Source organism: Bacteroides thetaiotaomicron VPI-5482, assembly GCF_000011065.1.
GTDB classification, from domain to species: domain Bacteria; phylum Bacteroidota; class Bacteroidia; order Bacteroidales; family Bacteroidaceae; genus Bacteroides; species Bacteroides thetaiotaomicron.
Genome location: NC_004663.1, coordinates 3,838,761 through 3,864,308 on the forward strand (window position 1 = coordinate 3,838,761; position 25,548 = coordinate 3,864,308).

Annotated in this window: 16 protein-coding genes; 9 read left to right on the plus strand and 7 right to left on the minus strand. The window is 45.3% G+C overall.

The genetic code is table 11. The annotated features are described in order from the left end of the window. Positions 1-111 precede the first annotated feature (111 nt). From BT_RS15380 to BT_RS15410, 7 genes are all read left to right on the plus strand, one after another. Positions 112-1,248: a GNAT family N-acetyltransferase gene (locus tag BT_RS15380; RefSeq protein ID WP_008761753.1), complete on the plus strand. Its 1,137-nt coding sequence runs from the start codon at positions 112-114 to the stop codon at positions 1,246-1,248. A 5-nt stretch (positions 1,249-1,253) separates the two neighbouring features. Then, positions 1,254-3,131 carry a DNA topoisomerase IV subunit B gene (locus BT_RS15385; RefSeq protein WP_008761752.1) on the plus strand — a complete coding sequence of 626 codons (1,878 nt, stop codon included), beginning with the start codon at positions 1,254-1,256 and terminating at the stop codon, positions 3,129-3,131. Continuing rightward, positions 3,128-3,583: a pantetheine-phosphate adenylyltransferase gene (gene coaD, locus BT_RS15390; RefSeq protein WP_008761751.1), complete on the plus strand. Its 456-nt coding sequence runs from the start codon at positions 3,128-3,130 to the stop codon at positions 3,581-3,583. The genes BT_RS15385 and coaD overlap by 4 nt, the downstream gene beginning before the upstream one ends. 111 nt (positions 3,584-3,694) lie before the next feature. Beyond that, on the plus strand, positions 3,695-5,278 hold the full coding sequence (locus BT_RS15395; RefSeq protein WP_162303090.1) for a S41 family peptidase: 1,584 nt from the start codon (positions 3,695-3,697) through the stop codon (positions 5,276-5,278). Positions 5,279-5,358: 80 nt separating this feature from the next. After that, on the plus strand, positions 5,359-7,941 hold the full coding sequence (locus tag BT_RS15400; RefSeq protein WP_011108600.1) for an outer membrane beta-barrel family protein: 2,583 nt from the start codon (positions 5,359-5,361) through the stop codon (positions 7,939-7,941). 207 nt (positions 7,942-8,148) lie between these two features. Next, complete coding sequence (locus tag BT_RS15405) at positions 8,149-8,658, plus strand: RNA polymerase sigma-70 factor (RefSeq protein ID WP_008761748.1); 510 nt, start codon at positions 8,149-8,151, stop codon at positions 8,656-8,658. Between the two features lie 16 nt (positions 8,659-8,674). Continuing rightward, a complete protein-coding gene (locus tag BT_RS15410; protein WP_011108601.1) occupies positions 8,675-9,715 on the plus strand; it encodes a FecR family protein in 1,041 nt (346 codons plus the stop codon). A 185-nt stretch (positions 9,716-9,900) separates the two neighbouring features. Here BT_RS15410 and BT_RS15415 read toward each other — a convergent pair whose 3' ends face one another. Then, positions 9,901-10,329 (minus strand): hypothetical protein, encoded by a 429-nt coding sequence (locus tag BT_RS15415; protein WP_011108602.1) that lies wholly within the window; start codon positions 10,327-10,329, stop codon positions 9,901-9,903. 828 nt (positions 10,330-11,157) lie between these two features. On the opposite strand from BT_RS15415, the gene BT_RS15420 reads away from it, so the two are divergent. Beyond that, positions 11,158-12,174, plus strand: a complete 1,017-nt coding sequence (locus tag BT_RS15420) for a virulence RhuM family protein (protein WP_011108603.1) — start codon at positions 11,158-11,160, stop codon at positions 12,172-12,174. A gap of 18 nt (positions 12,175-12,192) precedes the next feature. Next, the gene (locus tag BT_RS15425; RefSeq protein WP_008761745.1) at positions 12,193-12,831 is read left to right on the plus strand and encodes an HU family DNA-binding protein; all 639 of its coding nucleotides are present in this window, start codon (positions 12,193-12,195) and stop codon (positions 12,829-12,831) included. Between the two features lie 441 nt (positions 12,832-13,272). On the opposite strand, the gene BT_RS15430 is transcribed toward BT_RS15425, so the two are convergent. From BT_RS15430 to BT_RS15455, 6 genes are all read right to left on the minus strand, one after another. Continuing rightward, a complete protein-coding gene (locus tag BT_RS15430) occupies positions 13,273-14,859 on the minus strand; it encodes a glycoside hydrolase family 30 protein (protein WP_011108604.1) in 1,587 nt (528 codons plus the stop codon). A gap of 251 nt (positions 14,860-15,110) precedes the next feature. Then, positions 15,111-15,998 (minus strand): BT_3044 domain-containing protein, encoded by an 888-nt coding sequence (locus tag BT_RS15435; protein ID WP_008767316.1) that lies wholly within the window; start codon positions 15,996-15,998, stop codon positions 15,111-15,113. A 48-nt stretch (positions 15,999-16,046) separates the two neighbouring features. After that, a complete protein-coding gene (locus tag BT_RS15440) occupies positions 16,047-18,029 on the minus strand; it encodes a RagB/SusD family nutrient uptake outer membrane protein (RefSeq protein WP_008767317.1) in 1,983 nt (660 codons plus the stop codon). 39 nt (positions 18,030-18,068) lie between these two features. Next, positions 18,069-21,164, minus strand: coding sequence for a SusC/RagA family TonB-linked outer membrane protein (locus tag BT_RS15445; protein WP_011108605.1), 3,096 nt, complete (start codon positions 21,162-21,164; stop codon positions 18,069-18,071). A gap of 22 nt (positions 21,165-21,186) precedes the next feature. Continuing rightward, positions 21,187-22,488, minus strand: a complete 1,302-nt coding sequence (locus BT_RS15450) for an IPT/TIG domain-containing protein (protein ID WP_008767319.1) — start codon at positions 22,486-22,488, stop codon at positions 21,187-21,189. A gap of 354 nt (positions 22,489-22,842) precedes the next feature. Next, positions 22,843-25,530 (minus strand): hypothetical protein, encoded by a 2,688-nt coding sequence (locus BT_RS15455; RefSeq protein WP_011108606.1) that lies wholly within the window; start codon positions 25,528-25,530, stop codon positions 22,843-22,845. Positions 25,531-25,548: the final 18 nt, after the last annotated feature.

Consider the following 25,548-nt stretch of genomic DNA (forward strand, 5'->3'; position numbering starts at 1 on the left):
TACCTTTTTATTTTCCGGAATCGGGCCTCCCCCTGTACAGTTTTTCCCACCCGTAGCGTTGTAATTTAAAGATTATCACGTATCTTTGCCCCTCAATCATAAATACGAGATATGGCTATTACAATCAAGAAAGTCTCTACAAAGAGAGAACTTAAGAAGTTTATTCGCTTTAATTACAGGATGTATAAGGGCAATCCATATTCCGTGCCCGACCTTTACGACGATATGCTCAACACATTCAACAAAAAGAAGAATGCGGCATTCGAGTTCTGTGAAGCAGATTACTTCCTGGCATACCGGGACGACAAAATCGTAGGTCGTGTGGCCGCTATCATCAATAACCGCGCCAACGAAAAGTGGGAATGCAAGAACGTCCGTTTCGGATGGATAGATTTCATTGATGACCCCGAAGTATCATCCGCACTCATCAAGACCGTCGAAGACTGGGGAAAAGAGCGCGGCATGACCCACATCACAGGTCCTCTGGGATTCACCGATTTCGATGCGGAAGGAATGCTGATCGAAGGATTCGACCAACTCAGCACAATGGCTACTATCTACAACCACCCGTACTACCCCGTACACATGGAGAGACTCGGTTTCGAGAAAGACGCCGACTGGGTGGAATACAAAATCTACATCCCCGATGCCATCCCCGACAAGCACAAGCGTATCTCCGAACTGATTCAACGAAAATACAACCTGAAGATAAAGAAATACACCTCCGGAAGAAAAATAGCCAAAGACTACGGACAGGAAATCTTCGAACTGATGAACGAAGCATACAGCCCGCTCTACGGCTACTCCCCGCTGACGCAACGGCAAATCAACCAGTACGTAAAGATGTATCTCCCGATTCTCGACTTACGGATGGTTACCCTCATTACCGACGCCGACGACAAGCTGGTATGCGTAGGCATCTCCATGCCGTCTCTTGCCGAGGCCCTGCAAAAGTCACACGGCCGTCTGCTCCCTCTAGGATGGTTCTATCTGCTGAAAGCACTGTTCATGAAACGCCGTGCCAAAATGCTTGACCTGCTGCTTGTAGCAGTCAAACCGGAGTACCAGAATAAAGGTGTTAACGCTTTGTTATTTTCCGATTTAATTCCGGTTTATCAAAAATTAGGTTTTATCTTTGCGGAAAGCAACCCCGAACTGGAACTGAACGGAAAAGTCCAGGCACAATGGGATTACTTTGAGACTAAGCAACATAAGCGCCGCCGTGCGTTCACCAAAGAGATTAAATAACAGCTATGGAAGAGAACGAATTGATATCTGTAGACAACAACAATGCAGTAGAGTACACTGACGACAACATCCGCCACCTGAGCGACATGGAACATGTGCGCACACGCCCCGGTATGTACATCGGTAGGCTGGGCGATGGCGCGCACGCCGAAGACGGAATCTATGTCCTCCTCAAAGAAGTCATTGACAACAGTATCGACGAGTTCAAAATGCAAGCCGGTAAGAAAATCGAAATTACCGTTGAAGAGAACCTCCGCGTCAGCGTACGCGACTACGGACGAGGCATCCCGCAGGGAAAGCTGGTAGAAGCCGTAAGCGTACTGAACACGGGTGGTAAATACGACAGCAAGGCATTTAAGAAAAGCGTCGGACTGAACGGTGTCGGTGTGAAAGCCGTCAACGCATTGAGCTCTCGTTTTGAAGTACGCAGTTACCGTGACGGTAAAGTGCGTATCGCCACATTCTCCAAAGGAAACCTGCAGACCGACGTGACGCAGGACACCGAAGAGGACAACGGAACCTTTATCTTCTTCGAACCGGACAATACGCTGTTCGTCAACTACTGCTTCAAGCCCGAATTTATCGAGACCATGTTGCGTAACTATACGTACCTCAACACGGGACTCGCCATCATTTACAACGGTCACCGCATCCTGTCGCGCAACGGTCTGGTAGACCTGCTGAACGACAACATGACGGCAACCGGCCTCTATCCCATCGTCCACCTGAAAGGAGAAGACATCGAAATCGCCTTCACTCACACCGGACAGTACGGAGAAGAGTATTACTCCTTCGTCAACGGTCAGCACACCACACAGGGGGGTACCCATCAGAGTGCTTTCAAAGAACATATCGCCCGTACCATCAAAGAGTTCTTCAACAAGAACATGGACTATACCGACATCCGTAACGGACTGGTTGCCGCCATCGCCGTCAATGTGGAAGAGCCGATCTTCGAAAGCCAGACCAAAACGAAACTGGGATCTACCAACATGACTCCCGGCGGCGTGACAGTCAACAAATACGTAGGCGACTTCATCAAGTTGGAAGTAGACAACTTCCTGCACAAAAACGCGGACGTAGCGGAAGTAATGCAGCAAAAGATACAGGAATCGGAAAAGGAACGGAAAGCCATCGCAGGCGTCACGAAGCTGGCACGCGAACGTGCCAAGAAGGCCAACCTGCACAACCGCAAGTTGCGCGACTGCCGCATCCACCTCAACGACCCGAAAGGGAAAGGAATGGAAGAAGACTCCTGCATCTTCATCACCGAGGGAGACTCGGCGAGCGGTTCCATCACCAAAAGCCGTGACGTAAACACTCAGGCAGTATTCAGCCTTCGCGGTAAACCGCTGAACTCGTTCGGACTGACGAAAAAGGTAGTCTACGAAAACGAAGAGTTCAACCTGCTGCAAGCTGCGTTAAATATAGAAGACGGCATAGAAGGACTCCGTTACAACAAAGTGATCGTTGCCACCGATGCCGATGTGGACGGTATGCACATCCGTCTGCTGCTCATCACGTTCTTCCTGCAATTCTTCCCCGACCTCATCAAGAAAGGTCACGTATATATTCTGCAAACGCCGTTATTCCGCGTGCGCAACAAGAAGAAAACGGTGTACTGCTACAGCGAGGACGAACGGGTGAACGCCATCAACGAACTAAGCCCCAACCCGGAAATCACCCGATTCAAGGGACTGGGAGAAATATCACCGGACGAATTCAAGCACTTTATCGGCAAGGATATGCGCCTGGAACAAGTGACATTGCGTAAGACAGATGCCGTAAAAGAACTGCTGGAGTTCTACATGGGCAAGAATACAATGGAACGACAGAACTTTATTATAGACAATCTGGTTATAGAAGAAGACTTGGCATCATGAGAAAAGCAATATTTCCGGGTACATTCGACCCCTTCACCATCGGTCATTATTCGGTAGTGGAACGTGCACTCACCTTTATGGACGAGATAATCATCGGGATCGGTATCAACGAAAACAAGAATACCTATTTCCCCATCGAGAAAAGAGAAGAAATGATCCGGAATCTCTACAAGGACAATCCCCGCATCAAAGTGATGTCTTACGACTGTCTGACGATAGACTTTGCCCAACAGGTAGAAGCACAATTCATCGTTCGCGGCATCCGCACGGTCAAGGATTTCGAGTACGAGGAAACGATTGCCGACATTAACCGCAAACTGGCGGGCATCGAAACCATCCTGCTCTTCACAGAACCGGAACTGACCTGCGTCAGCTCAACGATTGTACGCGAGCTGCTGACTTACAACAAAGATATCAGCCAGTTTATCCCCGAAGGAATGGAGATAAATTGAAAGTCGGTAGTATCTCTATTGAGGCTGACTTTAAAGTCAGCCTCAGGGGAATGAAGATAGTTTGGATAACGCAAAGGTAACTTGCGAAACTTGAAATAATAATTAATGATGATGAAGAAGATTAAAGTATACGCCCTCCTGGTTTGTCTGTTGGCAACGTCTGCTGCACAGGCCCAAAGTTTCGGCTCTGCCGCCATGCGCAAACTCCAAATGGCGGAATTCGCAATTTCCAACTTCTACGTAGACAAAGTAGATGAAGACAAACTGGTAGAAGAAGCTATCATCAAGATGCTGGCACAGCTCGACCCGCACTCCACTTACTCGGATGCCGAAGAAGTGAAGAAGATGAACGAACCGCTTCAAGGCAACTTCGAAGGCATCGGCGTACAGTTCCAGATGATCGAGGACACCCTGCTCGTCGTACAACCCGTCAGCAACGGCCCCTCCGAGAAAGTGGGCATCCTTGCCGGCGACCGCATCATTGCCGTCAACGACTCCGCCATCGCAGGAGTAAAAATGAGCACGGAAGATATCATGAAGCGCCTGCGTGGCCCGAAAGGTTCGAAAGTCAACCTGACCATCGTCCGCCGTGGAGTACAAGACCCGCTCGTGTTCACCGTGAAAAGAGATAAGATACCTATCCTGAGTCTCGACGCTTCCTACATGATTCAGCCAAAGATCGGATACATCCGCATCAACCGCTTTGGCGCAACCACCGCCGAAGAATTTAAGAAAGCAATGAAAGACCTGCAAAAGCAAGGCATGAAAGACCTCATCCTCGACCTGCAAGGCAACGGCGGAGGATATCTGAACGCCGCCATCGACCTTGCCAACGAATTCCTCGGACAGAAGGAACTGATTGTTTACACCGAAGGCCGGACCGCACAGCGCAGCGAGTTCTTCGCCAAAGGAAACGGAGAGTTCCGTGACGGCCGCCTCATCGTACTGGTAGACGAATACACCGCTTCCGCCAGCGAAATCGTGAGCGGCGCAGTGCAGGATTGGGACAGAGGTATCATCGTAGGCCGACGTTCTTTCGGCAAAGGACTGGTGCAACGTCCTATCGACCTGCCGGACGGCTCCATGATCCGACTGACCATTGCACGGTACTACACCCCTGCCGGTCGTTGCATCCAAAAGCCTTATGACAGCTCGACCGATTACAATAAAGACCTGATAGACCGCTTCAACCACGGAGAACTGATGAATGCCGACAGCATCCACTTCCCCGACTCATTGAAAGTGCAGACCAAGAAACTGAAACGTACCGTCTACGGCGGAGGTGGCATCATGCCGGACTACTTCGTTCCGATTGATACGACACTCTACACGGACTATCACCGGAAACTGGTCGGCAAAGGAGTCATCATCAAATTCACAATGAAATTCATCGAAGACCACCGCAAGGAACTGGCCGATAAATATAAGAAGTTCGACAGCTTCAACGAAAAGTTTGTTATTGACGACGATATGCTCGCCACCCTCCGCGAAATGGGTGAGAAAGAAGGGGTGAAGTTTAACGAAGAGCAGTATCAGAAGGCACTTCCGCTGATCAAGACACAGCTCAAAGCACTGATAGCCCGTGACCTCTGGGATATGAACGAATATTTCCGCGTCATGAATACAACGAACGAAAGCGTGCAGAAAGCATTGGAAATCTTCCGTTCGGGAGAGTATCAGAAGAAGTTGAAATAAACATCGAAAAATAAAACGGATAAACCGTACCCGATCAGACACCTTGGTTGTAGTATAAGTAAAATCATTAAAACAGAAGTATGATACGACAGTTTGGTTTTACTTGGACAGCAATCAGCTGGTTACTGATGGGATACGGTTTATTTTTTGCCCTTTCCCCTTTGCAGGCGCAGACCGCCATCAAGAAATTTTCACTAGAGCTAAAGAACGAAAGCCTGCCCGAAGCACTGAAGCAGTTGGAAAAGGCAGGAGGAAAAAACATCCTCTTCACCTACAACGGAACAGAAAGTTATCGGGTGACCGTCAGCATCCGCGAAAAGACGGAACGCGAAGCCATCGACCTTGTACTGGCCGGCAAACCCTTCCTTTGCATCGAACGGGAAGAGTATTTCGTCGTGCAGCGGAAGAAATCGGACAAAGCCATCGCCACAGAAGGCAAAGTATATGACGAAAAAGGAGCCCCCCTGCCCTTTGTCAACATTCTCGCCCTTGCCGCCGATTCCAGTTTCCTTGCCGGAAGCGTGACCGAAGAAGACGGCTCCTTCCATCTGCCCCCGGTAGCGGGAGAAGACTGTCTGCTGAAAGCGACCTACATAGGATATCGCCCGCAAATCATCCCCTGCCGGCAACAAAACACCATCCGCCTGCAACCCGACACAGAGTTACTGAAAGAAGTAGTCGTCACCGCCTCCCGCCCGCTGATAGAACGGAAAGGCGGAACGCTGAAGGCCAATATAGCCGGAACACCCCTTTCACTGATGGGATCGGCCAAAGAAATGATCTCCCACCTCCCTTTTGTCACCGGCTCGGACGGAGAATTTACCGTACTGGGCAGAGGCACTCCTGAAATCTATATCAACGGCCGCAAAGTCAGAGACAAGACCGAACTGGACCGTCTGCAAGCCAATGAAATACTATCGGCAGAAATCATCACTACACCGGGCGTACAATATGGCTCTTCGGTAGGCGCCGTCATCCGTCTGCGCACCATCCGCAAACGCGGACAGGGAATGAGCGGCAGTTTCTACACCGACTACTCGCAAGGACACGAACCGATCGGCAACGAAGGCATATCCCTGAACTACCGTACCGGCGGACTGGATATTTTCGTAAAAGGAGACTTTGCGGAAATCAACAATCACACAACCAACATCTCCAGCCAGGACATTTATGCTTCGTCCGACTGGAACCAATCGACAGAAAACAAAAGCAAACAAACCTACCGCACCTTCAACGGCGAACTGGGATTCAACTACGAAATCGACGAAGACCAGTCATTCGGTATGCGCTATATGCCCGGCACGAACATAGGCAATGCACATACTACCAATGAAGGGACCACCCTCATCCTGCAAGATGGCAAAGAAGTAGACCACCTGCACGCTCTCCGCCAAACAGATGCCCACACCGGCTGGTGGCAGGCAGCCAACGGATACTACAACGGCACTTTCGGCAAATGGAACATCGACTTCAACGCCGACTACCTGTACGGCCGGGACCGCATCCGTCAATATGCCGAAAACAACGGAACCGAAGACGCCACTTCGAGCAACCGCGTACGCAACCACCTCTATGCCGCCAAGCTCCTGCTCACCGCCCCACTCTGGAAAGGCAAACTCAGTTTCGGCACAGAAGAGACATTCACCAACCGCCACGACGTATTTCTCCAAAGCGGCTTCTCCGCCGATGCCGACGACCGCATCAAACAAACGATGCTCTCCGGCTTCATCGACTACAGCCTGCCATTGGGAAAGTTCAACATCCTTGCCGGACTGCGCTATGAATTTCAACAAACAGATTACTACGAGAAAGGGATTCACCAAGACGACCAAAGCCCCACCTATCGCGACTGGATACCGGTAGTCAGCATCAGATACACCTCCGGCAACTGGTTCTTCGCCCTTTCTCACCGGACGCTGAAATACAGTCCCAGTTATGACATGCTCACCAGCGCCGTCACCTATCAGAACAAGTACTCCTACCAGAGCGGAGACCCGTTTCTCGTTCCTCAGATACATCGTGCGACTTTCTTTGATGCCGGATGGAAATGGATCAACTTCAGCCTCAACTACGACCATTGCTGGAATATGTACACCAGCTACACCCGACCGTATGACGACATCAACCATCCCGGTGTATTGCTGTTCGGCAGAGCAAGCATTCCGCATTCCAACCGATACGGAGGCAGCATCGTCCTTTCGCCAAAGATCGGCATATGGCAGCCTCAGTTCACCACCGGTATTGACTGGTTCAACTCTCACGCAACCTCCATAGGCATTACCCAAAACTGGAATGAACCGCGATTCTATTTCATTTTTGATAACAACTTCAGTTTCCCTAAAGGTTGGTTCTTCAACATCAAAGGAGAACTGGCGCCCGGCGCCAAACAAAGTTACGCCATCTGGAAAACCGAAGGAAGAGTAGATGCCCAACTGACCAAATCATTCCTGAAAGACCAGGCGCTGAAAGTATCGGTAACCGCGAAAGACATCTTTCACACCGGCTACAGATACTTCACCATCTATGGCGACCGTACCTTCAGTTCCAACCGTGATTATACCGATCAGCAGCGTTTCGGCATCCGGCTGAGCTATCAGTTCAACGCCACGAAGAGCAAATATAAAGGAACCGGAGCCGGAGCAAGCGAAAAGTCACGTTTGTAATTCCCGGTTTCACAAAGATGACCAACAAGTCGGTTCCATCACAAGAGAGGCTGACTAAAAAGTCAATAGTATTCCCAATCTCCTCCTTCGGGAAGGAGGAGTACCCGTAGGGGGAGGTGGTAGGTGAACACATTAAAGTTACTACTGATTTTTTAGTCGAACTCGGGGAAAAGTACTATTTTTGCAGCTTCAGAATCCAGATAAAGAATGTTCCTGTTCCATAAAAACCAGACAAAACGAGAAGCCTTCGGGCAAATGTTTACGGAAATGTACCCGCGAATGGTCCGTTATGCCTCACAACTGATGGGCGACGGAGAGGAAGCACGGGACATCGTAAGCGAAGTGATGGAGCAGGCTTGGAAACACTTCGACCAATTGGACGAGGCCGACCGCGGAGGCTGGATTTATACAGCAGTCCGCAACACCTGCCTCAACCGGATGAAGCATCTGCAAGTGGAACGGGACAATGCGAAAGCACTCTACGAAGCAACGCTGGCCGATGTAAAAAGTAACTATCGGGAACACGAAGCACTGTTGCAGAAAGCGGAAACGATAGCCCGAAGCCTGCCGGAACCGACTTGCACCATCCTGCGGCTATGCTATTACGAACATCTCACCTATCGGGAAGTCGCCCAACAACTCGGCATCAGTCCCGACACGGTAAAAAAACATATATCCAAAGCATTGCGTACACTACGCGAAGCCATGAAAGAATAAAGAAGGAGGATACGCTATGGAAGAAAAAGAAAAACGTACCAGCAAAGAAGAAGAAGGTTCCGGCTACGGACTGACAGCAGACAGCGACCATTGTGAACTGACAACAGACGACCGTACCCCATTCTCCGAAAACGCAGAAACACGCCGTCTGCAAAATGCCTTTGGTGAAGCGTTGGGTGATCTGCCTCTGCCGGACGAAGTCCGGGAAGAATGGACCACATTCCTGCAACGGCAGGCACAGCAGAAGCGCAAACTTTATCTCCGCATCTGTTTATCCGGTGGTGTGGCAGCAGCCATTGCCCTGTTATTGTTACTTTGGTCCCCTTGGCACATCACAGGCAAGGACGGCATCCAGCAGAACATCGAAATCTTCACCGCCCTCCATGCACCGGAACAAATTACCACTATCGAAGAGAACGGCAGAATCATCGTATCTACCCCGCCCGCCACGACCACCCGCCTCACATTGGAGGACGGAAGTCACGTCCTTTTAAGTGCAAACAGCCGTCTGGAATACCCCAAAGAGTTTTCCTCTCAGGGAAACCGCACCGTAAACCTCACCGGAGAAGCACGCTTCGAAGTGACCAAAGACGCCCACCGCCCCTTCATCGTCTCCGCCGATAAAATGCAGACACAAGTGCTGGGCACCGTATTCGACGTAAATGCCTATCCCGGCAATGCCCCCGCCGTCACCCTGTATCAAGGACGAGTAAAGGTCGGCAAAGCAGCCTCTCCCCTTGAGAAAGAAATAGTACCCGGACAATGCGCCACATTGACCACTAGCGGTGACATCCGTCTGACGAAAGCCACGCAGACTGAAAAAGAAGGATGGACCAAAGACGAGTTTTATTATGACAACACCGAAATGATAACCGTACTGCAAAATATAGGAACCTGGTATAATATCAGCGTCATCTGCCATTCTGCAGACCTTTTACACAAACGAGTCCATTTCCGCTTCAGCCGGAATGTTCCGATAAAGACTCTACTGAATGTACTGAATGATTTAGGCATTGCACACTTCCAGTATAAGGATAAGCAGATAGTAGTAGAATAAACGCAATCACCTCCTGACGAAAAAACAAACTTTCATCTGTCATCTTTCACCATTGGTCGCCAAACTCCTTATTCATCGGGGCTTCCGATGATGAAAGATGATCTTTCAATCTATCACCCGATCTTTCATCTTTCACCTCAAGAATCTTTCACTTCAAGCACCTTTTATCTTCGGGCAAATCCCGTCTACTCTTGTTTCCCGTTTACTTTCGATAGCATGCGCAGTATGGCACCATAAAAAACAGAAATTCCTCTTCTCCGGATTTCGTTCTTCCTGCTCAATCCGTTCTTCTTTTCCCATGTACAAAAGCCCTTCATCAACTTCGAACGTATTTCTTCTGTCTCGCATAGCTCACACCTATTCTGCACATAGGTACGTGTCAATACCAAACGAATGATTTCCCGATTCGGACAGAAACATTCATCTTTAGCCAAAGCAGCCAGCACCACATCCAACAGGCAAAGGGTACATCGTAATTCTGTTTCCGATAATCGGTCGATACTTTCAATCTGTCCAAAGCTGGGCCAGTTGTCTTTCAAAAAGGCAAGTTTATTGGTGGAGCTTTGTAAATCAAGCTTCATCAGGCAGGGACGGGGACAAGTAGAATCATTCATCACTACTATTTTTTATTTGTTTGTGTATTCGCATACCTTCATGAAGAAGGCGCGGAAACTATTACTATATTACCCCATGAGAGGCTCTGGTAAGCCCGCGTCTGAATAATAAGCAATAGCTCCACGCCCATTAGAAGTATATAACAAATTTATATACGAAATGAACGTGGAGACTGACCGCCTATTATCTGCAGACGCAAAATTTACCAGATTTCTCAAAGCAGATAATAAAAACGTTATCTCCAAATCAATAAAACATATCTTTGTTTAGAAGATACGCCACAAATATAGGCATATTTTCCTAATAAGAATACCATTAAGGAAGTAAAATGAGTAAATAGAAGGGAGATGAACAAAACCGTCTACAACCAACAGACTATGTTCCTTCATCGCACGAGATACAAGAATGATTTCCCTTTCTTATTGCCTCTGCACAAAGAACAAGCTGCACGAATACCCAAAAGAAGCAGGAATACTTTGTTTATCTCCCTATTATAGTTTATCTTTGCTACTGATATAGCTAGTTGTTCACGACCGTGAGCAGCTCTTACCACGGCCGTGATCAACGCTCTTCACGGACGTGAGCAACGCTTACCACGGCCGTGAACAACTAATGATGCAAGCACCTTCATCCAACAATGCAGGCATCATAAACCAAAGATAAAGGCAGGATAACTTATGTATGAACGCTTGACAGCAAGCAGACAATCACTATATAACCCGAGTTCTGTCCAAGTCCGGAAACTAATGATTAGTTTTGCAGATCAAAGGTAGCTATATCTTTATAACAAACAAGAAACGACGAATATGTTATAACGATGTAAAGCAATGGACGAAATAGAGAAAAACAACGGTGAAATCATCATATACCGGACAGAAGACGGAAGGACACAACTTGAAGTCCGTTTGGAGAATGAGAACGTTTGGCTGTCACAACAACAAATGAGTGAACTATTCCAAACTTCCCGTACTAACATAGTTGAACATATAAAGCACATCTTTGAAGAAGGTGAATTAGAGGAAAATTCAACCTGTCAGATATTCCGACAGGTTCGAATAGAAGGCACAAGAAAGGTAGAAAGAAGTATACCTTTCTATAATCTTGATATGATCATATCATTGGGATATAGAGTAAAATCACGAGTTGCCACCCACTTCCGCCGCTGGGCTACCGAACGTCTGAAAGAATATCTGATCAAAGGTTTCGCCATGGACGACCAACGTCTGAAAGAAATAGGCGGCGGCGGTTACTGGTACGAACTACTCAACCGTATACGCGATATCCGTTCATCTGAAAAAGTACTCTACCGGCAGGTTCTCGACTTGTATGCCACCAGTGTAGACTATGACCCAAAGGCAGACGAATCCATCCGGTTTTTCAAAATCGTGCAGAATAAGTTACACTATGCCGCCCACGGCCACACAGCAGCAGAAGTGATCTTCGAACGAGCGGATGCAGAAAAGCCATTTATGGGACTGGCCACATTTCCCGGCGAACAACCCCGGAAAGAAGATGTGCTGATAGCTAAAAACTATCTCAATGAAAAGGAACTGAAGATATTGAACAACCTGGTTTCCGGATACTTCGACTTCGCAGAAATACAAGCTATCAAACGTTCGCCCATGTATATGTCGGACTATATACATCACCTGGACCTCATCTTATCGACCACCGGAGAGCAAGTTTTGCAGAACGCAGGCACGATCTCTCACGAACAAGCCAAACAAAAAGCTCTGGGCGAATACCGAAAATATCATGTCAAAACCCTGTCGCCTGTAGAAGAGGCATATTTTGACAGTATCAAGAAACTGACAGCCGAAACAAAGAAGAAGAAAAAGAAATAAAATACAATAAACAGTATCATGGCAATACAATTTGAACTCTACAAGTCTCCTGCCCGGAAGGACGAAGAAGACAAGGAACTCTACCACGCACGGGTAGTCAACTTTCAGCATATCGACACCGACTATCTCGCCAAAGAAATACAACAAGCGACTTCGCTGACCGAAGGAGATGTAAAAGCGGTCCTCGAATCACTGAGCCACTTTATGGGATCACGCCTCCGGGAAGGGGAACGTGTTCACCTCGACGGCATCGGCTACTTTCAGGTAAAGCTGAACAGTCTGGAACCGATCACCTCGCCCAAGCTGAAAGCAAACCAAATGAAACTCAAAGCAAACATCGGCTTCAAGGCGGATAAAAAACTGAGAAGTTCGGTGAGTGTCGTCAAAGTGGAACGCAGTAAACTGAAGTTACACTCAGTGCCACGCTCCAACGAAGAGATAGACAGACTGCTGACCGCGTATTTCAGTAATAACCAAATACTGACCCGCTCGGACTTTCAAGGACTTTGCAAACTTACGCTTACCACTGCCGCCCGACATATCAAACGGCTGAAAGAAGAAAAGAAGTTGCAGAATATCAATACTCGTCAGAGTCCGGTTTATGTTCCGATGCCGGGGTATTATGGTAAGCCGGAAGTAGAAGACACCGTAAAATAAGGGAAAGACAGAAAAATATGGCTTCAATAAGGGTGAGAGATGCTGCATCAGAACAAGAAAAGCAATGAGAGATGTCCTCTATCTGAACATGTGCAATTTTTGCACATGTTGAATCCTTCACCAATTCTTCCGACTTATAGATGTTATTAACATGCTTCACTATTGAAGTTCTGTCCGTTTGGAACAATTCTGCCATTTGAGCCTGAGTCAGCCACACTGTTTCATCCTCCAACTTCACATCAATCGACGTTTTCCCGTCTTTTGTCTGATAAATGACAATATTACCTCTATTGTCCATGAAATGCCTCCTTTTTTATGCATTGCGCCCGTCCATTGCCTTGGTTAGCAATGGACGGGCGTACAAATGTAATACTTTAAAAAAGAAAAAGGCGACATACCGGCCTTTTATTCGACCGGACAAACCCATAATTGACTCTTATATTAAAGCGATTGATTCAATAAAGTTATAATCGAACGTGCCGGAATCCGGACTGTTCTTCCACTCTTCACTTTCTCAACGGGTAGCAGATCTTCTCCTTCTACATCCGAAGTGCGATACACCTGCCATCGAGTTTTCTTGCCATTTATCTTATTGATTGAAAACTCTTTGTCTTCCTGCGCATAGTTAATGAGAACAACAGCGTATGAGCCGTCCGCATTTTGATAAGCAGAACACATCAGTCCTTTTTGGTCCGTATCGCCTCCGGGGATTAAATTCCCCGCTTGATCGAAAGCAGAAACCGACAGGCGGACAGCTCCCGGACGGATGAAGCGACTATAATTACCCAAAGCCCACATGAGTTTGGAGTCTTCTACCCGACCATCCTTCAAGTCATCATTCGTGTATTCCCGAATCAGCCCGTCTTTATAATCGCCGCCGATGGCACGCCACCACTGCCAGCTCTTCGCTCCCGCATATACGATGTCATGATGGATGATACGGGCAACGTAAAGTGCTGTCTTCATCGTACGGTCGAAGCCGTGACCGCCGCCTATCTCTTCGTCATTCCCCATGATACAGGTTTCTGACTGCCAGAAGCCGACGTTGTATTTATCCAGAGCTTCACGCAGTTGGCAGCGCATGGCACGCAGTTCACTCAGAGGAGTCGTTGTCCAGTAACTATGACCAAGCATCAGTCGGGGCACATTGGGCGTATCACCCAAATACGTATCCACACTGTCCGGGCAGAAGAAAGCCTGAATCTGATAGCCACGCTGCCAGTCCGTCTGATGGGTACGGAGCATACAGCGATAGTCCGAAGACTCGTTCACCATAATCTGTGTATCCATTTTCCGGTTCACAAACTCCCGGCTCAGCAAACGGACGGTCCGGGCTACTTCCCGATTGGTTGCCGGAGAGCCTTCCTGCTTCGGTCCTACCCAGTTCCAATGCCCGTCCGGTTCGTTGAAAGGACAGATATAGTTGAACTTTATTCCGTCGTGCTTCTCTATTCCTTCTACTACATCGGCCAGGAAACGGGCATATTTCTCGTAACATTCCGGCTTCAGATTGGCGGTTCCTCCACGACCGGTATTGGTAGCCAGACCGTTCTGAGTATAATATACGGGAGGGGAATTCAGAAATGCGAGGAATTTAGTGACGCCCCGTTCTTTTGCCAGTTTCAGAAAGTTGCGTTGCCCCTGTTGCTTGTTCCAGTCGTAGGTTCCGTCGGCTTGCAGAAAACATTCGGTACGCATCCACGAAGAACCGATCTGACTGGCTTCCCCTTGTTCCGTACTGCCCGCCCCGACGTTGAAACGCCACAGAGACAAGCCGATTCCTTTCGGTTTTCCATTCGCATCGTTCTCTGTGCTGAAAAGCCAGTCGGCTATCTGGTTTTGTTTCTCCTGCGGCCACAAGCCAAGGATATGCATACTCCAGGCATCGGAAGCGCCGAAGTGTTCCATTGTCTGCAGAGGTTTGTCCACTTCAATCTGATAACGCAGGTCGGGGGCGGGTTGGGAACATCCGCCTACCATACCTATATATAAAAAAGCTAAGGCGACTGACAGTAATTTATAGTTCATCGTGAAATTTGTTTTTTATAATTTTTAAAGTGATAGTACAAAAATACGTGATTACGGCTAACTTTAGGGAATACAAAACGACCAAAAACTACCACAAATCTTGCAATGTCACAAATTATAAGGCTGAATAAAAACAAACTGGCAGGTTTAAGAATTCCTTAAACCTGCCAGTTATTATTTCATCGACTTAAAGCAACACCTTTTTCTACCTTGCTGATAACCTAATTCAGTTACCAGATTTATAAGCTCATTTAGTTGCTACCTGCATCTTCATCCTGATAGGTAAACGTACCCACCATCTGATAAGTCTTGCCATCCGCAGTATACTTATAATCTACATTAAAGACTTTCGAGTTCTGATTATAAGTACATGTACCATCAATCAAGTCAAAGTCCTCCCATGCCGAGATAGTGACATTGTTACCAGCATCAACTTTCAGTACAACAGCATGTTTCTTGATATTGGCAGTTGTTTCTGCCTGTTGCTCGTTATAGAAACGCACTGCATTTTCTTCTGTAGCTTTCAATGTTCTGACTATAGTAATAGAAGTGGATGCAACTATTTCATCATTACTATCCAGTTCGTGCCGAAGAGCTTTGAAGATGTAATTACCTGAGTATTTATTTACCAGATTGAAGGATACAATAAGTGCCGAGTCCTTCTGGTTGATCTCATAACCGGCAGAAGAAGAAGCAATCTTGAAAGTTATCGCATAGAGCGAATCGCACTCCAGACCTTCTGTTTTAACTTTAAAGGGAACTCTCGCATAAGTTTCGCCGGCTTTCAATGTAGTAGTATAAGAAGGTACCTCAAAAGCACTGGTAGCAAGTCCCTGATATTTGATATCAGTCGCAAGGAACTTGAACTTTTTATTATACCAGTCAATTACACTGTTATGGCTTTCCAGAGTCACATCCACATTCCCGTCAATCAAAAGAGAGCCACTTACACCCACTGTAATGAATCCTTCCTGCACTTCACTGCTATAAGCAAGTTCTTTAGTCACAAGATTGCTGGAAGCGCCGATCAGATAGAGTGTCTTCTTATATTGCTCCTTATCAAGCGGGCTTTCATAATCACAGCTACTTAAAACGACCAATAACAAAAGTATCGGATATAGTATTTTATTGATATTCATAACAAACGTTTTTTACTTAATTATTAATTCTGTACTTCGTGTGCAAAATTACCATCCCGGATTCTGAACCAGTTTCGGGTTCTTATCCATCGTTGTACGAGGGATAGGCAGGAAGTAATCTTTATAAGAGAATACACGATGCGAACGAGTATTATTGATCACTGTTTCCGTATGGAATGCTTTACGGTCTGTGCTACGTGCAGCAATGTTCATACCTGTTACAGGCTCATTGTATGCATCGATTGCATCTCCCCATCTACGCAAATCGTGATAACGTCTGCCTTCACAGAAAAACTCCACCCGTCTTTCACGCTTAATCAAATCCCGCATCGTAGTCACATCCCTTGCATCATCCGCTGTAATGCCCGGCAAACCGGCTCTATAGCGAACCATATTAAAGTATTTCACCATCTCGTCTACATCACGGCTCACTGTAATCCCATTCTCTTCGTCGGTATATGTATTACTTCCCAACTCATTCAATGCTTCCACATAGTTGAGCAGCACCTCTGCATAACGCATGATCGGGAAAGTTTTCGACTTCATCATACCTTTCAGCTGATCCTCTACATAATGAATGTACTTCTTGCAGGTAAAACCAGTGTGGTTATAATCTTCAGGATGATCGGACGACGGTGCAGCAGTACCATTAGCATAGTAAGTAACTGTCTGCTTAGTCTGATTACCTTCGGTTCCGATGTAAGAAAGTCCGCTCCAGTAGCAATGGTTAAAACCTACGCTGGCATAGAAACGCATTTCCATCTTATCAAACATCTTAGCAGCATCGGACGGAAGTGTATAGTCAGAGAAAGACTGTGAACTACCACCAATGGCTTCCCAGTAATTTGTGGGATAAAGTGGTGAGTTATTGATGTCGCTACCGTCTTCCATACGGAAAGCTTTCACAGTCGCATAAGTAATATTCAACCCATTACCACCACCCAGGCTCGTAGGAGTAGCAATCCATGCCGGAGAGTCGCCAGCTGTACTAGAGTAGCCGCACATATAAATAAACTCGTCATTATTATAAGCCGGAGTTTCACCATTGAACATAAAAGCATAAGAACGAAGCGCATCTATACCTCCCGCTCCATTAGGATAGTTTTCGTCAGGCACATTCTCCGGTAGCGGTTTTGTGTCTAGTTTTCTCTCAACAGTGTGCAGCTTATATTTAAAGCTACCAGCTTCCGAACCCTTAATCAAACGTTTGGCAAGAAGAGCGGCTGTTCCCCATTTGGATTCGTCTTTGACTTGAGGCATAAAGTTGGTACCGTCCGAACGCTTCCAATCAGCATAAAACTCATTTCCGTTGTACCAAGGACTTGCTTCGATCAGTCTTACTCTTCCCATCAATGCCAATGCCGCTCCCGAAGTAGGCAGATTGACTAGGGTAGACGTACGGCTGGAAGGAAGATATTCGTATGCTTTCTCGAAATTCTCGCAGATATAGTTAATACAATTCTCGTATGTCTCTCTTTCCAATGACATGCTTTCCGCACTGGCATCCACATCATAAGCCATCTCAGGCACAATGGGCACAGGTCCGTAAGCCTCTACCAGTTTATAATAGAAATAAGCTCTCAAGAAATAACAACGTCCCATAAAGTCACGCAAATCGCTCGTAGTAATATCCTCACATTCATTGATTCTTTCCAAGACGAGGTTGGCTTTACGAATACCTTTATACCAAGTACCATAGTTATTATAGAAATCACTCTGTGGAGTCACTTCGTCCACCATCAGCTGGATAGCTTTATGACGGGAGTCATTCCATGATGTAAAGTTCTCGTCCGAAGCTCCCTGATAAGGCGACCAAGCATTGGTCCACAAGTCTCCTTCATTAGGTAATAACTTTCCGGCACCATTGATATATTCTTCCAGATATTCCTTACGTTTAAATACAGAGTCTAGCTCAAAAATCTCATCGAAGTATGAGTCTACATCCAGGTAGTCGTCACAGGAGGTAAACATACTTCCTGTGCAACACATCAGTGCCATAGCGGCTATGCAATATATTTTTCTGAAATTCATAATTATACGATTTATGATAATGTTACAATTGAAACGGGATTAAAACGTCACATTAAGCTGAAGGGTGAATTTCCGTTGCAGAGGATACACGGCACCGTTTGACGATGCCTGCTCCGGGTCCCAAAGTTTCACCTTATCCCATACGTGCAGGTTTTCGCCTACAAGGCTCAAGGTAGCGTTCTGTACACTAATCTTATCTCGCAACCATGCGCTGGTGAATCTATAAGACAACTCGATATTTTTCAATCTGAAATAGCGGCCATCTGCCAACCAAAAGGTAGATGGGCGGTTATTGTTCTTATTCTCACCATAAGTCAGACGCGGGAAACGCGCGTTCGGATTTTCCGTACTAGCGTCACCGGAATATTCTCTCGGTGTCCAGCGATTCTTTTGATCAGCTACAATGTTAAGTACATTGCCTCGCGTTTCCCAAGCAAACGGATAGTATCCTGACCCCCCATAGAAATATTGCACTTTACCTACACCTTCAAAGAAAATGCTGGCAGTAAACTGTTTGTATCTGAATTCAGCAGCAAAACCATACTGAAGAGTCGGAGTATTCGAATAGGATAACGGTACAATATCATCATCATTGATAACACCATCACCATTGACATCTTTATACTTAATGTCACCTGGACGCACATCAGAAGAATAGGTTTGAACAGGACTACTTTCAATATCTGCCTGATCTTTGAACAAACCTAAAGATATCAAACCGCGTTGCACTCCATAAGGAACGTCTACAAAAGACTGATAAGGATATACTACGCCTGATTGCTCCCAATAGGTTACGTTATTGCGGGCGAATGTCCAGTTGCCACGAACTGTCATTCCAAAATCTTTGGTGAAATTATGGTTGAACGTTATGTTTCCATCAAATCCCCATGATTCCATTCCACCGATGTTGGTATACGGATTGGTTACAAAACCTGCTTCTTCAGGAATGTTGGCACGTTGCTGGAAGATACCTTTGTTTTTATCCTTAAAGATGTCGGCAGTCAGTTCCACTTTGTCATTAAACATTTTCAGGTCTACACCAATATCCATTTTGGTTGTCTCTTCCCAGTTCAAGTCATTGGCACCTACGCGGCTCTCGCCAACGGTGCTACCAGGCCATGTTACTGAGCTATAATCGGTAGACACAGTAGAAAGGTACGGGAAGCGGATTTTCTTGATACGGTCATTACCTACTTTACCCAAAGAAGCTCTGAGTTTGAAGAAATCGAGGAACGGAAGTTTTTCACGCGTCCATTCATACTGAGTAGGCACCCATCCCAAAGCTACTGCCGGGAACCACCCGTAGCGGTTGCCTTTCTTGAATTGCTCGGAACCGGTATATCCTACATTGAATTCAAACATATAAGTATCCTTATAAGAATAAGTAGCACGAGCAGAAATAGCCTGATAACGTTTAGGAATGGAACGAATTCTTTCATCCAATGTGGTGTCGTCATCATCATTATTCAGATAAGAGTCTTTATTTTCCTGACGGTAGGCATTAAGTAATCCGGTCACACGATGGTCTTCGCCAAAGATTCTTTCGTAATTGATATTTCCTTCAAAATAATACTGACGGGCAATGCGGCGATAATCGCTGTAAGTCATATCAGTAGCACTCGATGTACGTTTAGAGATCAATGCTCCATTCTGCTTTCTTCCTGTGGCGTAATATAAGTCCGGAGTCTTGGTACGATACTGGTCAAAGTAGCCGGTATAGTTAAATGAGAATACGCCTCTTGCAGACAATCCTTTTGTGATGAAATCCAACTTCTGATTCAGACTGGCATTCATACGGGTGGCCTGTGTTTCACTGATCTTATACCCTGTATAGTTCAACTGTACATAAGGAGAAACCTCATCCGAGTTTCTACCAAATGATGGAAGAGTACCATTGGAGTATTTCACCGGAACGATTGTTGCCGGAAGATTAGCTTGCGCCGACCATAATGCATTGTTATTATCACCATATCCCGGAGAATTACGTTTAGTGATAATCGTTTCCATATTCAAAGAGAGTAGAGTTGTTTTAGTCATATTGGCGTCTACGTTCGCTCTGAAATTATATTGATGGTAATCCACATTAGTATTATGTTTACTTACCGACTTATCTTGTTTGAAAACAGCTCCTTGGTTCATGATACCCATACTTACATAATAACGTGCATTGGTACCACCACCAGAAAGACTCAGGTGATGTTGATTGTCAATCACATAGTCATTCAGAATCACATCTCTCCAATTCACATTCGGATAAAGATCCGGATCGAGACCGGAACGGAACAGTTGGATTTCAGAATTAGTATAAATCGGATTCTTACCTCTGACAACACGTGCTTCATTAGCAAGGTTTGCATAGCCCACTGCATCTACATACTCCGGCATGCGGGGAGAATAGGAATATGTGGCATTTGTCTTGAAGTTAACAGTTAACTTACCGGCTTTACCTCTCTTGGTAGTTACAATTACTACGCCATTGGCACCACGCACACCATATACGGCAGTTGCCGAAGCATCTTTCAAAACTGAGAAACTTTCAATATCGGCAGGGTCAAGTGTATTCAAGTCTCCTTCCACACCGTCAATCAAAATCAATGCTGAAGCGTTTGCACCAAATGTACTGATACCGCGTACCCAGAACTCAGAGAAGTTATTGCCCGGCTCACCACTACGAGTCACACCAATGATACCCGGCACACGACCTTGAAGCATATTGGATACAGAAGTGGCGGGAACCTGCAACTGTGCCGGATCAACAGAAGTAATAGCTCCTACAACAGAAACTTTACGCTGAGAACCACGACCTACTACCACTACTTCATCCAAACTACTGATACTTTGTTTCAAGACAATAGTCTCACGCTCTTTAGACTCTGTTATTTTAACTTCTTTATTCTCAAAACCTACATAAGAGAAAACAATGGTAGACTTGGGAGGAATATTGTTTAAACGGAACTTTCCATCCAGATCAGTAATTACACCAATGGAGGTTCCTTTTACAGCAACACTCACGCCTATAAGTTCAAATCCATCTTCACCGATGACAGTACCGGAATATGTCAACCCTCCCTGAGCGTATGCCATAGAAGAAAAGAGACTGCATATTATAAATAAGATGCTTATTATTTTTTTCATGATTAAATTCTGATTAATGTGTTTATTCTATTGAATACTTTCTTAATGCCGGCTCGTAGCGCATAGCAATCCAGTAACCACCATTCCCGTCATAGCTAATATCTTGAGGTCCATTAAATAAAGCAATATCAGGTGAACCATCATCGGTTCCATGTACAGTGGATGTACCCAATACAGTAGTTACATATCTTTTCTCCATATTCTCATCATAAGCGATTTTACGTATTACGTGACTATTATCCCCCTGACAAACGAAAATATTACCATCTTCATCTATTGTAAGACCACGTAAATACTGGAATTTTGCTTCATCAGCCAAAAAACCGTCTGTAGTTCCTGTATTATTCTGGTTAATCTGCTCGTAAGCATGTGTACCATCTTCTTTTACCCAAACTTTCAGAATCTTATTTTTATCAGTAGTTACATAGAAACAATCTTCAAAAGCACTATAAGCAATGTAAGCAAAAGGACCACCACTAAAATCATTATGTTCAAACAAAATCTCATTATGAGTCGGATTATCTACTTCAATACGTCCCAAACGACCATTAGCCGTTACATAATACAACCATTGATTATCACCATTCAAAGCCACAGCCCAAACATCGGTACCTGAACTGATATCACTTAGTCGAGAAGGAACCCATGCCTGCGATTTCTTATAAACATAAACGGTATTAGCACCATTAATAGTAGCACCATAAGCCAATGTTTTATCATTAGATACCGCCACTTTCCCAACCACAGGACCGCTTTGGATAGTAATTACAGCATCTTCGTCTATAGAAATATAACGCACACTATTATTATTCCATGCCTGACCTACAATACCCGACTGTTCATCAATGCAAGCTACACCAAACATCTGCCCAAAAGTTGCCTCAGCCAGACTTCCATCTTTACCGGCACCATCAGCTTGTACAAAATCACCGGCAATAGTAGATACATTCTCAGAAACAGAATACTTAAAAGTCTCATCAGCCACCACAGTCTGATCATTCACCTTAACCGTAATCTTATTGAAACCTTCTGCCTGACGTGGTGCCATACAATAAATCGTAGTATTATCTACTCCCACTACGGCAGCCTTGTTCTCCTTTTCCATATTATCAGTAAATAATACGGTTACCGCAGATTTGTCATTTCCAAAGTTATTACCTATAATAATCACTTTCTCTGCTACCCGACCGGTGTCCGGCGTAAAATAGTCAATAGTGACAGGTTTGTTCGGGTCATAGGAATCCGTACCTGATTCCTTGTTGTCATTACAGCACATCAGCACCAACGACAAAAACCCTAATAAGGGAAGAAATAGTCTTTTCATAACGTTTTTCTTTTTACATATTAAATTATTGGTTCACTAAAAATTCTTTATTGGCATATCAGCGTTATAAACGCAGGAAGATAAAACAGCACATATAATCAGGAAAAAGACATCGATTGACGAATGACTTTAGTTTTTTAAAGATTATATTAGTTTTCATTTTCATAATATTAGTTTATTTCGTTGTTATCTACAGCAAAGATACGAATGAGTGTAGATTTTACATTATAAAAATCATTCAAAAAACGTAGAGAATCATTCATAAACGATTTACACACGTTGGCTGCAAGAAACACAACTCCTTTCTTCCTCTTTAACAGGACTTTATATGAATATGAATAATATAGATCGAGTTTAATAATCTATAGAGTAGATATTCAATGATGACGGACTACCTTTATACAATGTCTCTACATTTATTATTAACGGTGCCGAATTATCGGAGTTATAGCATTGAATGACTACTTCACCCTTTTTATTCGTTTTCACATTCGGATTCCAGTATAGTGTGCGGCGAGAATCTTCCGTATAGAGAGGAGCACCATCAGGATAAGCTGGTGAATAAAATTCCAAGGGCTCATTATATCCTTGTATATAGGTATGACGAATCCCGCGCCGGGCTTTATAAGTTTTGTTCGGGTCCCAGTCATCAATCGTAGTGATGGAGCAAACTACTACTGACGATTTCTGCAACGGACCTTTCTTCATAGTCTTTCTATCTTTCTCACCCCAAAGTGCATCTGGTCCGGAATCCGCACCTATAGCATCCTGCAAAGACAAATCACTCAAATCTCCATCCTGCCAGCGACCACTCCAAAAATTATTTGCTGTAAATTTCGTCACTCTATTACTCTGCTTGTTCATCACAAAAACAGATTCCCCCCCTGCCTGATCATAATAAAGCATGATAGATTTAATAGCATCCACATCTTTGTCCAACACATAATCCGTTTTACCATAAGATAAAACCCCGCCGTTGACTATAAATAAAACTCTTGAGTTATTATAGTGCAGGCTCAGCGAATCACTCAATCTGAAATTAGGATTTAATTCCTTCAACAGCATAGGCAGATTGTACACCGCTTCTCCTTTATCACGCATTTTATCTACCACCTGCGTTATATTATAATAACCCAGAATCTCTTTTTCAAAGCGTTCAGTTTGCTTCAATAACAAGTTCAGACGCTTGGCGTTCACCACCACTTCATCCAGCAAATGATGATCCGGTCCGAATACAGAATCTTTATAAGCAATATCCAAGGTGTCCAACAACTGTTTCAAATCACCCGCCTCTTTCCATTCCGGATTCAGCTCATAATAATCAAGCTTCCGTAAGGAAGGCTCAAAATTACGGAACAACTTCACGACTGCCTGCTTGTTCCACTTCTTTCCCTCGTTCCGTGTCTGTATGAGAGCATCCATAGAACCGCTAAAACCATCTACCGGCGCACTAAAATACCCCAATGAATCCGTTTTTGTCATACCTGCAATAGAGACCGAATCCCTGCGCGCAAGAATACTCACCCCGACATTCCGTAACGCCTTACCGAAATAAGATTCGACCTGTCCATACAGGGTCAGCGAGGTCTCCGGAAGATACCGAGGCAAGAAAGGACGTTTACCTATCAGTCGGGAAAGGTCATACTTCCGCCAGCCACGTACCAACAGAAGGACATCCAACATTTTGAAACGTTCGGCAGACTGGTTCTCAAAATAAAAACCGGGTTGATGAATATAGCCTTTCAGATCGGAGACAAGCAACAAATCCGTATAAATGGAATGATCGTATTCCCGAAAATCAGACTCTACACCGTTGCGGATAGATACAGAAAGATTGGCCTGTACCGGACGATTCAGATGATCTCTCACTTTAATCCGGCAAGTCACCGGCTCAAAAGGACGATACAGGGCGTGATCCGTTTTACAGGCAAGGAGCATGGAAGAACGCGGCATCACATAACAAAAACGCTCGCATAACGTTTCCCCTTTCAGATTGACCAGAGATATCTGTTGCACTCCGGGCGGTAGTTCTTTAGTCGAAATCCGGAATTGGCAGTTCAATTCATCTTCAAAGTCCAGTGTCATACATTTGTAAGGTCGCCCCTGAGAAGATACAAAAACAGCCAGTGTGTCTTTCATTGCCTGTGAACTGCGGGCTACAGTGATATCCAACATTTCCCGCCGGTTATCGATTCGGAGTACATATCCTTGTGGAAGAGCTTCCGGAAGGTCAAACTGATAAGTGGAGCCTTCATAATCAATTTTTGCCACACCCGCCTTTTCTTCGGGCTTATACTCAAAGTAACCCATCCCGTCATGCAATGAACGGATATGCGCCAGTTCTTCACCACTCGGCAAAACCACTGTTCCCTCTACATCAGCAGCTCCTTTGTCACGGCTGGTGGCTTCAAAAGCTACAATCGAAGATATGCCTTTAACCAGTTGTCCACCCTCCGGAAAAAAGCGGACTGTAAACTTCTTCTCTTTATCCTTCGGCCTCTGTTTCATCGAAGCGTCCATACGATAGGTAGCTATACTCCGAGGAGTCTCTTCATCGCTCAGCCGTTTCCGATAGACGGGTAATACACGGGAAAAACAGGAAGGGTTATCAAAAGCAAGCATCCACTTTGTATAGGCACGCATTTCATAATAACCGGTAAAGAAGGTATTGTTCAAAATGATTTGTCCCGTTCCCTCCCCATCCGTAAGCTGAATAATTTGCCGCTCTACGACATTTCCCAACTGGTCCAGTAATTCTACATACAAAGGTTTGCTGATCGTCGTCGGTAAGTTTTGTTCAGCCGTCACTACATACGCTTTGAACCAAATCGTATCACCAAGGTAATAACTTGCATTATCCAAATGAAGACTCACTTTCTCGCGAGGGTACGCATCTGCGAAGTTCTGCGCATAACGGAAATATCGGGAAAAGATTGTATCGGATGACTGCGCATAAACGTTCGCTGTACACAAGATGAACAGAGTGGTAATAAAAAATGCCTTCCAGCTTTTATCATGTTCGTGTAAAGAATCAGATTCCATTTTCTGCAAGTATTAGAT